Source organism: Pseudomonas sp. IC_126, assembly GCF_004331835.1.
In the GTDB taxonomy this organism is placed as follows: domain Bacteria; phylum Pseudomonadota; class Gammaproteobacteria; order Pseudomonadales; family Pseudomonadaceae; genus Stutzerimonas.
In genome coordinates this window covers 288,811-301,583 of the sequence record NZ_SJSS01000005.1, presented here as the reverse complement: position 1 = coordinate 301,583, position 12,773 = coordinate 288,811, and the positions used below count along the sequence as shown (strand labels likewise).

Sequence of the window (12,773 nt, the reverse complement as noted above, 5' to 3'; positions counted from 1 at the left end):
CCGCTGTATCAAGTACCGATGGAGTATTGAATGACTGACGAGTTTGCCGGCTGGCTGGACTGGCTCAGAGCCCACCCCGAACTGCAAACGCTGGTCGCCTGCGCCGCGCTGATCTTTGCCGCCTGGCTGTCCAACTGGATCGTCAAGCGGATTCTGGTGCGTGGGCTCTATGGCCTGCTGCGCCATGCGCGCGATGCCGAACTGCAGGATTTCGGCATCATCAAACGGCTGTCCAATATCGTCCCGGCACTGGTGCTGTCGATCGGCGTGAGCGCCGTTCCAGGCCTGCCGAAAGCCGCCGTGACCGTGGTGCAAAACGTCTGTGGCGGTTTTATCGTGCTGACCATCGCCCTCGCCCTGGGCGCGGTGATGGACATCATCAACCTGCTCTACCAGCGCCGCTCCGACGCCCATCTGCACCCGATCAAGGGCTACCTCCAGGTGGTCAAGATCGTGCTCTACGCCATCGCCACCATACTGATCATCGCCACCCTGATCGACCGCTCGCCGCTGATCCTGCTGTCCGGCCTCGGTGCCATGGCGGCGGTGCTCATGTTGATCTTCCAGGACACCCTGCTGTCGCTGGTGGCCAGCGTGCAGATCACCTCCAACGACCTGATCCGCGTCGGCGACTGGATCGAAATGCCACAACTCAATGCCGATGGCGACGTGATCGACATTGCGCTGCACACGGTCAAGGTGCAGAACTGGGACAAGACCATCACCAGCATTCCGACCAAGCGCTTCATTTCCGATTCGTTCAAGAACTGGCGAGGCATGCAGGAGAGTGGTGGCCGCCGGATCAAGCGCAGCCTCTTTCTCGACCAGCAAAGCGTGCACTTTCTCAGTGAGGAGGAATGCAAACACCTGCATCGTTTCAGCTTGCTCGAAGACTATCTGGGCGAGAAGCAGCGCGATATCGACGCCTGGAACGCCAGGCTGGCCGAGCGTGGGCAGGAGCCAGTGAATACCCGGCGCATCACCAATATCGGCACCTTCCGCGCTTACGTCGAACGTTATGTACGCAGCCACCCGGGCATTCATCAGAACATGACATTCATCGTGCGTCAGATGGCACCCACAGCCGACGGGCTACCGCTAGAGATCTACTGCTTCACCAACACCGTGAGCTGGGTGCCGTACGAGGCGATTCAGTCGGATATTTTCGATCACCTGCTATCGATCCTGCCGGAGTTCGGCCTGCGGGTGTTCCAGCACCCGAGCGGGGCGGACATGAGGGGTTGGAGCGAGTCGCTGACGCAGGGTGGCGCACCGGCGCTGCCGCAGCCAGAAAGGCATCCGGCTGAAGCGGCCGGCTAGCTGTAGCGTCACGAAGACTCAGGCGCTGCCCATGCATCATCCCTGATACATGGGCAACAATCCGCTTCACAACCCCAGCCTACGTCCAAGGCGGAAAAGCCCCGCCCTCCTCCAAGCGACCAATCAGAAGCTCATATCGACCCGCGCCCACCAGGTGCGGCCCGGCTCGTTGATGCGCTCATCCGCCGACAGGCCGATACCGGCATTGCCAGCCTGGTTGAGGTGCTCGCTGTAGGCCTTGTCGAACAGGTTGTCGATACCGGTGCTGAGCTTGAAGTTCTGGTTCAGGCGATAGGCGCCGTTGAGCGAGAACACGCCGAAGCCCGAGCTTTCGTCGAAGTCCTTGCTGGTCACGTTACCCTTGTTCTCGGCCACGCGATTCTGCGCCGCCACCACACGCCAGAGACCGGCCGCGCTCCAGTCGCCCTGCTCGTAGGTCAGGCCCAGCCGCCCCTCCAGTGGCGGCATCTGTGGTAACGCCTCGCCATCGGAGCTGTTCTTGCCCCAGGCGTAGGCCAGGCTGGCATCGGTTTTCCAATTGGAATTCAGGCGATAGCTGGCGCCCAGTTCGCCGCCCATGATGCGCGCGTCGATGTTGTCGGCGCTCGATGTGGACATGCCCATCATGTTGGTCTGGTAGCTGAACAGGATGTAGTCGCGAACCTGGCCGACATAGGCCGACGCCCAAGCATCGAGCGGGCCCTGGCTGTACTGCAGACCAAAGTCCAGCTGGGTGGTCTTTTCGGGCTGCACATTGGCGAAGGCATCGGCACCGCCCGAGAACAGTTCCCAGTAATCAGGGAAGCGCTGGGTATGACCAAGGCCAACATAGGCCGTTGCGGGAAGCGATTGCAGATCATGCTCGTAGCGCAGGAAGCCGCTCGGCAGGTTGTCGCTACGGCTGTCGCCTGCCGACGGGCCTGTGCTGCGGTAATCCTTGGCGGCGGCATGATCCAGGCGTGCGCCGCCGATCACCCGGCGGTCGTCACCCAGCTCACGGGTGAGTTCGCCGAACAAGCCGTAGTTGTGGAAATCGGCATCCTTGTCCCAGGCGAAGCGGTCATGCTCGGTGAGCGTGCCGGTCATCATGTCGTAGCTGGAGTTGCGCTTGCGGTGCTCGTTGCGCTGGGCATCCACACCCGCCACCAGCTCGAAGTCGCTCCACTGCCAGGTCGCGGCGAGCCGCCCGCCCAGGGTACGGCGGTCGACGTTGCTGGCCATGGGATTGGCCATCATGCCCATGCCTGAAGGCGTGCGCAGGCTGTAGTTGTCCATCACGTGATCGGCGTAGTTGTAGTAGACCCGTGCCTCGATCTTCTGCAGCACCTCGCCGATGTTGTCCCGCTCGAAACGCAGGGCGATGCTCTCGCGCTCGAACTGGCTGCCATCCATACCGCGCCCCGCGTAGCGAGCTTCGCCGTCGCCGCGACCGACCGTCAGCTCCAGCAACGTGTCTTCGTCCGGCGTCCAGCCAAGCACCAGGTCGGTACTCCACTTGTCCCAGCGCGAATGAACCCGGTCGCCATTACCGTCCTGGTAATCGTCCGAATCCGAACGATTGGCCAGTAGGCGGATATAGCCCCGCTCGCTGCCCGTGGCGGCATCGATAGTGCGATCGAAACGACCATCGGAGCCCACTAGAAAGCTGGCATTGATGCGCCCGCCCAGCTCGCTGAAGCTTTCAGGTTCGCGCTCGAAGAGAATCGTCGCCGCCGAGTTGCCAGCGCCCCAGAGCACGGTCTGCGGCCCCTTGATGACAGTCAGCGAATCGTAGTTCTCCGGGGTGATGTAGGAGCTGGGCGAGTCCATCCGGCTCGGACAGGCACCGAGCATCTCGGCACCATTGGCCAGCAGCTTCAGGCGCGAGCCGAACATGCCGCGAAACACCGGATCGCTGTTGGAGCCGCCGCCACGCACCGCCGAGAAGCCGGGGATGGTCTGCAGGTAATCCCCCGCGTCGCTGGCCGGCACCGGCTGGCGCGGAATCTTCGGATCGGTAACCACCGTCAGCGGCGACTGCTGGGCGACGCCTGTGATGACCATCGGCGTGAGTTCGGCGGAGCTATGATAATGAGCGTGATCGCCCCGCTCGGCCGCCAGCGCACCACTGGCCAGCACTCCCAGCAGAGCGGCATGGGCGGTCTGCCAACGCAGGCGGGATGATCGGATCGAAAAGCTAAAGGACAGGCAAGCACGGGCCTGACGGCCACGAGTATTACGGGTCATGTGAATTCCCACTTCAATGTTTGGGTATAGCCGTGGCGACACGGCTCCAGGCATCAGCTGTGGAAAAACGGGGGAGCGCGTGCGTAGCCGCTGCTGCGACGCAGCGCCGGGATCAGCGGCGCGTCGGGCAGGGAGAGGAAATGCTCGGGCTCATGCCGAGGCAAGGCCAGATCGAGGGCAAGCGTCAGCGGCGGGTTGAGCGTCAGCAGTTCGCAATAACCGCAGAGCTCCAGCGCCGCCAACCAGGCGGGTTCAGTGCCCGATGCCTGCCGGTGATGACCGTGTGCCGGCGAGGACTCATGGCCGGCATGCTGATGGTGCTCGCCGATCGGCGCAGCGGCGGTTTGCGCCGTCTGTATCGCCGAGTACAACGGGCCGACATGAATCATCAGCATGGCGAACAGGCCAAGCCAGATACTTGATGTCGAAAGCCGTTTGCGTGTCACCGGCAAATCCTTGGTTAACAGTGCCTGGCTCTGCTGAACCGGTACCTGATGATCGCACGCTCGGTTTGCCGAAGCGGCTGCGACATGAAGCCGCAAAGTTTCGAGCAAGCAAGCGCAAGCAAGCGCAAGCAAGAACGAAATTATCGGCAGTAAATCTCGCACAACTTACCAAGTAGAGCAGTTCATACCAATTTTCTGGCAACTGTTGCACGACTCAACCAGAAAGGACTAAGTTTTCACCATAACCAGCCGGCAAAACCGGTCCCGATTGCTGTCGCCACGAGCGAGCCCCAAGGAAACGCCATGACCATGCTCAAAGATCCGTCGAAAAAATATCGCGCCTTCGCCCCTATTGATATCCCTGATCGCACCTGGCCGTCGAAGACCATCACCCAGGCGCCGATCTGGCTCAGCTCCGACTTGCGCGACGGCAATCAGTCACTGATCGAGCCGATGGATGCGGCGAAGAAGATGCGTTTTTTCAAGACGCTGGTCGCCGTGGGGGTCAAGGAAATCGAGGTGGGCTTCCCCTCCGCCTCGCAAACCGATTTTGATTTTGTGCGTGAACTGATCGAAGGCGGCCACATTCCCAATGACGTGACCATTCAGGTGCTGACCCAGGCACGCGAGGACCTGATCACCCGCACCTTCGAATCGCTCAAGGGCGCCAAGCAGGCCATCGTCCACTACTACAACGCCACCGCACCGAGCTTCCGCCGCATCGTCTTCAATCAGGACAAGGCCGGCGTGGTGAACATCGCGGTCAGCGCGGCGCAAGTCATCAAGCGCCTGGCCGCCGCGGCGCCAGAGACCAACTGGCGCTTCGAGTATTCGCCGGAGGTATTCAGTTCCACCGAGACCGATTTCGCCATCGAGGTGTGTAACGCGGTGATCGAGGTCTTCCAGCCGACGCCCGCGCAGAAGCTGATCCTCAACCTGCCGGCCACCATCGAGGCGGCCACCCCGAATATCTATGCCGATCAGATCGAATACTTCGGTCGCCGTATTGCCAAGCGTGACAGCGTGCTGATCAGCCTGCACACCCACAACGACCGCGGCACCGGCGTGGCGGCCACCGAACTGGGCCTGATGGCCGGCGCCGATCGCGTCGAAGGCTGCCTGTTCGGCAATGGCGAGCGCACCGGCAACGTCGATCTGGTGACCGTGGCGCTGAACATGTACACCCAGGGTGTCGATCCGCAGCTGGATTTCTCCGACATCGACGCCGTGCGCAAGGTGGTCGAGGAATGCAACCAGTTGCCGGTGCACCCGCGCCATCCTTACGTCGGCGATCTGGTACACACCGCCTTCTCCGGCTCGCACCAGGATGCGATCCGCAAGGGCTTCGCCGTGCAGAAGGCCGACGAGCTGTGGGAAGTGCCTTACCTGCCGATCGACCCGGCGGACATCGGCCGCAGCTACGAAGCGGTGATCCGCGTCAACAGCCAGTCCGGCAAGGGCGGCATTACCTATCTGCTTGAGCAGGAATACGGCATCAGCCTGCCACGGCGCATGCAGATCGAGTTCAGCCAGGTGGTGCAGAAGGAAACCGACCGCCTCGGCCTGGAGATGAGCGCCGCGCAGATCTATGCACTGCTGGAAGCCGAATACTTGCAAGCCGTCACGCCCTACGCGCTCAAGGGTCATCGCCTGCAGGAAGAGAATGGCACCAGCGCGCTTGAAGTGGAGGTGATCAACGAAGGCGCAACCCTGAACCTGCGCGGCATCGGCAAGGGCCCGCTGGAAGCGCTGGTCGCGGCACTGCCGGTCAAGCTGGAAATCATGGACTACCACGAGCACGCCATAGGTGCCGGCAGCAATGCCAAGGCCGCGGCCTATATCGAAGTGCGCCTGGATGGTGAGCGCCCGTTGCATGGCATAGGCATCGACGAGAACATCACCACGGCGAGCATCCGCGCCCTGTTCAGCGCATTGAACCGCGCGGTGCGTGAGGCCGAGGCGAAGGCAGCCTGAACCAACGCCGCGAGCCCCAGCGGGCTCGCCACTGCCCACGGAGTGGGCTCCGCGCATCGCATTTATCCGAGCCCAGTGGTGCGCAGAGCGCACCCTACGAGACGCGGGGGTATGGGTGGCCGGCGTCGCTATCAAAATGGTGCGAGAAGGTTTCGTCCGGATCTTCCCGCCTTCCAACGAACCATAACCGTGCGGCAACCCGCTTCCGTGTATCCAGCTGCTCGTAAAGGGCGCTCCGCGCACCACATTCAGCCGAGTCCGGGGGTGTACAGCGCACACCTTATGAAACGTGTCGCTTCGTTGCTTCAATCCTTTCGACAGTAATCTGTCATTCATCGCGAGAATCGTGCAAACGACGCCGCCGCCATCGGTATAAGCTTGGCCTCTAGCCCGGACATGCAAACACAGGAGCTGCCATGAGCAACGCCAACGGTTACGCCGCCCTTGACCCGAGCACACCGCTCGCCCCTCATTCGTTTTCGCGCCGCGCAGTCGGGCCGAACGACGTGCAGATCGACATCCTTTACTGCGGTGTCTGCCACTCCGACCTGCACACCGCACGCAACGAATGGAACAACACCCTTTATCCATCCGTACCAGGCCACGAGATCGTTGGCCGCGTTGTCGCGGTCGGCTCGGCCGTATCGCGCTTCAAAGCCGGTGATCTGGCCGGCGTCGGCTGCCTGGTCGACAGCTGCCGTAGCTGCTCGTCCTGCGCCGAAGGGCTGGAGCAGTACTGTGAGAACGGTTTCACCGGCACCTACAACGGGTCGGCCTTCGGCGGCAGCGAGAACACTTTTGGTGGTTACTCAGACGTCATCGTGGTGGACGAAAAGTACGTACTGCGCATTAGCCACACCGATAATCTTGCCGCCGTCGCGCCGCTGTTGTGTGCCGGCATCACCACCTATTCACCGCTACGCCAGTGGAAAGTCGGCCCGGGGCAGAAGGTCGGCGTGGTCGGCCTCGGCGGCCTTGGCCACATGGCGGTGAAAATCGCTAACGCCATGGGCGCAAAGGTCGTGCTGTTCACCACATCGCCGGACAAGCGGGAAGACGCCCTGCGCCTGGGTGCCTCGGAAGTCGTGGTATCCAAGAACAAGGACGAGATGGCCGCACATCTGAACAGCTTCGACTTCATCCTCAACACCGTGGCCGCACCGCACAACCTTGATGCCTTCATGGCGCTGCTCAAACGCGATGCCACCATGACCCTGGTGGGTGCACCGGCTTCTCCCCACCCGTCGCCAAACGTCTTCGGGCTGATCTTCAAGCGCCGCCGACTGGCCGGCTCGTTGATCGGCGGTATCGCCGAGACTCAGGAGATGCTGGATTTCTGCGCAGAGCACAGCATCGTTTCGGATATCGAGATGATCCGCATGCAGGACATCAACGAAGCCTACGAGCGCATGCTCAAGAGCGATGTGAAATACCGCTTTGTCATCGACATGGCCTCGCTCAAGTCCGCCTGAGCCTACCGCTGGCGCGCCGGACCCGAGCACGCCAGCCACCGCCACCGAACGCACGCCGGGTCTTCCCTCTTTGCAGCCGAGCCGCTAAGGTCGCCGGCCTTCTGCTGAGGAGCCGGCATGCTTTACCTGATCTTCGTAACCCTGCTCTGGGCGTTTTCTTTCAACCTGATCGGCGCTTATCTGGCCGGCCAGGTGGACAGCTATTTCGCGGTGCTTACCCGCGTGGTTATCGCCGGGCTCGTGTTTCTTCCGCTCACCCGCTGGCGCGGCGTTGCGCCGGGCTTCATCGCAGGCGTAACGCTGGTCGGTGCGCTGCAGTTCGGCGTGACCTACTTGTGCCTGTATCTGAGCTTCAACGTCCTGACGGTAGCCGAGGTATTGCTGTTCACGGTCCTCACACCGCTGCACGTCACGCTGATCGACGACGCGCTCAATCGACGCTTCAATCCTTGGGCGCTGCTGGCCGCGGCGGTCGCGGTACTCGGTGCGGGCCTGATCCGCTATGACGGGATTTCCAGCGATTTTCTCGGCGGTTTCCTATTGATGCAATTGGCCAATTTCACCTTCGCCGCCGGGCAGGTTGGCTATAAGCACCTGGCGCAACGCTATCCATCGGATGTCCCGCTCTATCGGCGCTTTGGCTATTTCTTCCTCGGTGCATTGGTAATCGTGCTGCCGGCCTGGCTGCTGTTCGGCGATGCCGACAAATTGCCTGGAACGGCAAGCCAATGGGGCGTACTGGTATGGATGGGTGTACTGGCCACGGCGTTAGGTCAATTCTGCTGGAACAAGGGCGCAACCCTGGTGGACGCCGGCACGTTGGCAGTGATGAACAATCTGGCGGTACCGGTGGGGCTGGTTCTGAATCTGTTGATCTGGGGTACGGACACAAATCTGCGGCTACTTGCCATCGGCGGGCTGATCATCCTCGCCTCTCTGTGGATCAATCGGCTGGGTCGAAGCAGGCTTAATGCCATCATGTAACTTATTGTTCTATATAGATTTTTCACAACTTGGTAACATGACGCGCCCCGCATGGATGCGACTCTCAGCCAGTCGTCGAGATTCCCATGCGTCGTTACAGCCTGCTTCTGCTTGCCCTTCTTTTATCCACTGTCGTTCATGCCGAAGCGCCGCGAACCTTCTACGCGGCGAAGAAGATCGCTTGGACCATCTATGCTGAGCGACCAGTGGATTTCTATTGCCGCTGCGCCTTCAAGGGCAAGCAGATCGACCTGGCGAGCTGTGGCTACATTCCACGCAAGCAGCCCAAGCGCGCCGCACGCGTCGAATGGGAACACATCGTTCCCGCTTGGGTGATCGGCCATCAACGTCAATGCTGGCAACAAGGCGGTCGCAAGCGCTGCACCTCGACCGATCCGGTTTTCAGCAAGGCCGAGGCCGATTTGCACAATCTGGTTCCGGTGGTCGGCGAGGTCAACGGAGACCGCAGCAACTATGGCTTCGGCATGCTCAGCGAGAAGCCGAGCCAGTACGGCGCGTGCCGGTTCGTGGTTAATTTCAAGCAACGCACCGCGATGCCGCCGGACTATAGCCGTGGCACCATCGCCAGAACCTATCTCTATATGAGTGAACGCTACGGTCTGCGTCTGTCGAAACAGGACCGGCGCCTCTTCGACATATGGAATCGCCAGTACCCGGTGAGCGAATGGGAGCGATGGCGTAACAACAGCGTCGCGTGTGTACAGGGCAACGCTAATCGCTATGTCGGCACCGTCGACCTACGTCGCTGCGCGAAGTCGATTTCTCGCTCGGCAACGGTAAGCGGCAAAAAGAGGCTAGATCAGCGCGGCGTGCTTGGAAGCAAGCGTTATGTTCGCTGGAGCGAACAGTACGCATATTGCGCGCCGCCACGCGGGCACTGCATCCTCTGGCCCTGTTCGACTGGCGCTGCTCGGTGCGCTGCTACCGGTTCCGTGCTCGGCGCCTCTACAACCATGAGATTGCGTGCCTCAAACATCCGGAAACGGCTGGATAAACGTCATGCTTTATCGACTCGGCGCCGATGCAGTGTTGCTTCTGCACCTGGGGTTCATCATCTTCGTGTTGTTAGGAGGCCTGCTGGTAGCCTGGAAGCGCGGCTTCCTGGTGCTGCATTTGCCGGCGGTAGCATGGGGCATTTTCGTAGAGCTGACGGGGGGCCACTGCCCTTTGACCCATTGGGAGAATCTGCTGCGGCGGCTAGCGGGCAGTGCCGGGTATGAGGCGAGCTTCGTAGAGCATTATTTGCTGCCGTTGATCTACCCGGATTGGTTGAGCGTACCCGTGCAATACCTGCTGGCTGCCGTGGTACTGCTGGCCAATGTGCTGATCTATGGCTGGTTGGTGGTGCGCTGGCGGCGCAGCACCACGAAGACGCCGGGCCCGCGCTGCTAGAACTTCAATTCGAACACGTCGCCGTCGTGATACGCCGGGAATTTCTTTCGGAACGCCGCCAGATCTTGTGCGCGCAATGTCGTACGGAATACGCCATCGGAGTCACCCGCCTCCAGCACCGGATCGCCTAGATAATCCAGCACTTGGCTGTCGCCGCTGTACGGATAGCCATTGCCGTCTTTTCCAACGCGGTTCACCGCCGCGACGTAGCAGAGGTTTTCGATGGCGCGCGCCGGAAGCAGCCGATTCCAGGCATTGCGGCGTGCGGCAGGCCAGTTGGCCGTGTACAGCAGCAGATCGGTATCGCGCGGATCGCGGCTCCAAACGGGGAAGCGCAGGTCGTAGCAGATCAAGGGCCGCACACGCCAACGCTTGAGCTCGAATAGCGCCTGCTGGTCGCCAGCGGTGTAGTGCTTGTGCTCGCCAGCCATGCGGAACAGATGGCGCTTGTCGTAGTGCGATATCTCGCCGTTCGGCCGCGCCCAGAGCAGACGATTGCGGTGACTGCCGTCCGTGGCCTCGATGATGACGCTACCGGTGATCACCGCATCCATACGTGCCGCCTGCTCTCGCAGCCAGGTATAGGTCGGCCCTTCCTCAGGCTCGGCCAGCTCCGATGAATTCATCGAGAAGGCCGTCGTGAACATTTCCGGCAACACGATCAGATCAGCACCGCGCGCCTGCTCCAGTAACTCATCGAAGCGCGCACGATTGGCGCTGGCGTCCTGCCAGACGAGTGTGGTCTGGATCAGCGCCAGTTCGAGATCGGGCAAGTCGTTCAGATCGCGCATAGTCGTTCGGCTGCCTGGCGCAGCGTCTCCTCTCGTTTGGCGAAGCAGAAGCGGACCAGCCGCGATTGGGCTGGAGGCGTCTGATAAAAAACCGAAATCGGGATGCTCGCCACACCGTGTTCACGCGTGAGCCATTCGGCCATGGCCACGTCGTCGAGATCCGGACGGATCGCCGAATAGTCGGCAAGCTGGAAATAAGTGCCCGCCGCGCGGGTGAAGCTGAACCGCGAGCCGGCCAGCAGATCGCAGAACAGATCGCGCTTTGCCTGATAAAACGCTGGCAGCTCACTCAGGTGCTCGGGATGGGCGGCCATGAAATCCGCCAATGCCCATTGCAACGGCGTAACGCCGGTAAAGCTGACGTACTGATGCACTTTGCGTAGTTCGGCGCTCAATCCGGCTGGCGCCACTACGTAACCAGTCTTCCAGCCGGTGACGTGGTAGGTCTTGCCGAAGGAGCTGACGACGAACGCGCGCTGATACAGCTCTTCATGGCGCAGCACACTGGCGTGCTCGCGACCATCGAATACCAGATGCTCATAGACCTCGTCGCTGAGCAGATAGATATCCCTGTCGCGCATCAACTCGGCCAGACGGTCCAGATCTGCGGCTTCGATCAGCGCGCCGCTCGGATTATGCGGCGTATTCAGCACGATCATGCGGGTGCGTGGCGTGATCGTATCGGCCAACTTCTGCCAATCGATGGTGAACTCCGGCAGGCTCAGCGGCTGATGAATGCAGATGCCACCGGCCAGTTCCACTGCCGGCTCGTAGCTGTCGTAGCAGGGATCGAAAACGATGACTTCGTCGCCCGGGCGCACCACCGCGTGAATAGCGCAAAAGATCGCCTGGGTCGCGCCCGGCGTAATGGTGACTTCGCTATCGGCGCTCACCTGCCGTCCATACAATCCCGCGATTTTCAACGCCACCTGCTCACGTAATGCCGGCAAACCGGTCATCGGTGCGTACTGGTTATGTCCGGCCATAACGTGACGAGCCACCGCTTCGCGCAGTGCATCGGGCCCATCGAAATCCGGGAAACCTTGAGACAGATTCAACGCACCGGTCTGAGCCGCAAGCTGCGACATAGTGGTGAAGATGGTGGTGCCGACATTGGGCAATTTACTGATGAGCATGACGGGCTTCCAACAGGCCTGCCGTACGGGGCTTCGACAGGGGGAAACAGCATAGCCGATCAAGGCCGCTTGAGACGAGGGTGTCCAGAATGACAACCTCGGCTGTACAGTTGGTGCGACCGCGCGTAACGCCAGCCCCACAGCGCCCGTTGCCTGCTGATACTCACCAAGGAGTCCGCTATGCCTATCCAACCAGCCAGCCATTCCTGGAACGACCTGCGCGACCAGGCCGAACGGGCGCTTAGGAAGGAGCCGATCCTGGAAAGCATTGTTCAGCAGGTCGTGCTCGATCATCCGGATTTCGGCTGCGCACTCGCCTATCGCGTCAGCCGCACGCTGGCAGACACGTCGGAACAAGCGAATGCGCTGTTCGACCGCTTCGCCAGCGAACATCGAATGGCCCCGCTGCTGGGCGAAATGGCCTGGCGCGACCTGCAGGCGATCGTCAATCGAGATCCTGCTTTCGACACCGAGCTGGAAGTGCTCCTGTTTTCCAAGGGATTCCTTTCCCTACAGGCCTACCGTATCGGGCATAGGCTGCATCAACAGGATGAGCGGATGCTGGCGATGTTCATCCAGGCACGCTGCAATGAACGTCTGGGCATCGACATCAATCCGGCCAGCCGGCTGGGCAGCGGAATCATGCTCGACCACGGCACGGGAATCGTCATCGGCGAAACGGCCGAGGTGGGCGACGACGTTTCAATCCTGCAAGGCGTGACGCTGGGCGGTACCGGCAAGGAAAGCGGCGACCGTCATCCGAAGGTGCGTAGCGGAGTGCTGATCGGCGCGGGCGCTAAGATCCTGGGCAATATTGAAATTGGCGAAGGCGCCAAGATCGGCGCGGGCAGCATCGTGCTGCACCCCGTTGCGCCCCACACAACCGTGGTGGGCAACCCGGCTCGCCAGGCTGGCAAGCCGAGGCACGCACGACCAGCCCTGAATATGGACCAGACGTTCGACGAGGGCTAGGGTCCGTTGCCATATCGTGCGCGACCGCGCCGGAGCCTA

Annotated in this window: 10 protein-coding genes and 1 pseudogene; 7 read left to right on the top strand and 4 right to left on the bottom strand. The window is 61.4% G+C overall.

From position 1 onward, the window contains the following. The first annotated feature begins 30 nt into the window (after positions 1-30). Entirely contained in the window at positions 31-1,320 is a 1,290-nt protein-coding gene (locus tag E0D86_RS16965; protein ID WP_131651216.1) for a mechanosensitive ion channel family protein, read from the top strand. 123 nt (positions 1,321-1,443) lie between these two features. On the opposite strand, the gene E0D86_RS16960 is transcribed toward E0D86_RS16965, so the two are convergent. Beyond that, positions 1,444-3,546, bottom strand: a complete 2,103-nt coding sequence (locus E0D86_RS16960) for a TonB-dependent copper receptor (RefSeq protein ID WP_131651215.1) — start codon at positions 3,544-3,546, stop codon at positions 1,444-1,446. Between the two features lie 53 nt (positions 3,547-3,599). Further along, positions 3,600-3,992, bottom strand: a complete 393-nt coding sequence (locus E0D86_RS16955; RefSeq protein WP_131651214.1) for a DUF2946 domain-containing protein — start codon at positions 3,990-3,992, stop codon at positions 3,600-3,602. A 303-nt stretch (positions 3,993-4,295) separates the two neighbouring features. Between E0D86_RS16955 and leuA the strand changes: the two genes are divergently transcribed. The 5 genes and pseudogenes from leuA (at position 4,296) to E0D86_RS16930 (ending at position 9,835) form a co-directional block, all read left to right on the top strand. Next, the gene (leuA, locus tag E0D86_RS16950; protein ID WP_131651213.1) at positions 4,296-5,966 is read left to right on the top strand and encodes a 2-isopropylmalate synthase; all 1,671 of its coding nucleotides are present in this window, start codon (positions 4,296-4,298) and stop codon (positions 5,964-5,966) included. A gap of 416 nt (positions 5,967-6,382) precedes the next feature. Next, positions 6,383-7,438 (top strand): NAD(P)-dependent alcohol dehydrogenase, encoded by a 1,056-nt coding sequence (locus E0D86_RS16945; protein WP_131651212.1) that lies wholly within the window; start codon positions 6,383-6,385, stop codon positions 7,436-7,438. Between the two features lie 117 nt (positions 7,439-7,555). Next, positions 7,556-8,422 carry a carboxylate/amino acid/amine transporter gene (locus E0D86_RS16940; protein ID WP_131651211.1) on the top strand — a complete coding sequence of 289 codons (867 nt, stop codon included), beginning with the start codon at positions 7,556-7,558 and terminating at the stop codon, positions 8,420-8,422. Between the two features lie 86 nt (positions 8,423-8,508). Next, positions 8,509-9,234 (top strand): annotated as a pseudogene (locus E0D86_RS16935) (endonuclease); the annotation flags it as partial. A gap of 208 nt (positions 9,235-9,442) precedes the next feature. Then, on the top strand, positions 9,443-9,835 hold the full coding sequence (locus E0D86_RS16930) for a DUF2784 domain-containing protein (protein ID WP_131651210.1): 393 nt from the start codon (positions 9,443-9,445) through the stop codon (positions 9,833-9,835). Here E0D86_RS16930 and E0D86_RS16925 read toward each other — a convergent pair. Continuing rightward, complete coding sequence (locus E0D86_RS16925; protein ID WP_131651209.1) at positions 9,832-10,626, bottom strand: amidohydrolase; 795 nt, start codon at positions 10,624-10,626, stop codon at positions 9,832-9,834. The two genes, E0D86_RS16930 and E0D86_RS16925, sit on opposite strands and share 4 nt — an antisense overlap. Further along, positions 10,614-11,762 (bottom strand): pyridoxal phosphate-dependent aminotransferase, encoded by a 1,149-nt coding sequence (locus E0D86_RS16920; RefSeq protein WP_131651208.1) that lies wholly within the window; start codon positions 11,760-11,762, stop codon positions 10,614-10,616. The genes E0D86_RS16925 and E0D86_RS16920 overlap by 13 nt, the downstream gene beginning before the upstream one ends. 180 nt (positions 11,763-11,942) lie before the next feature. Between E0D86_RS16920 and cysE the strand changes: the two genes are divergently transcribed. Further along, complete coding sequence (gene cysE / locus E0D86_RS16915; protein ID WP_131651207.1) at positions 11,943-12,734, top strand: serine O-acetyltransferase; 792 nt, start codon at positions 11,943-11,945, stop codon at positions 12,732-12,734. The last annotated feature ends 39 nt before the right edge of the window (positions 12,735-12,773 follow it).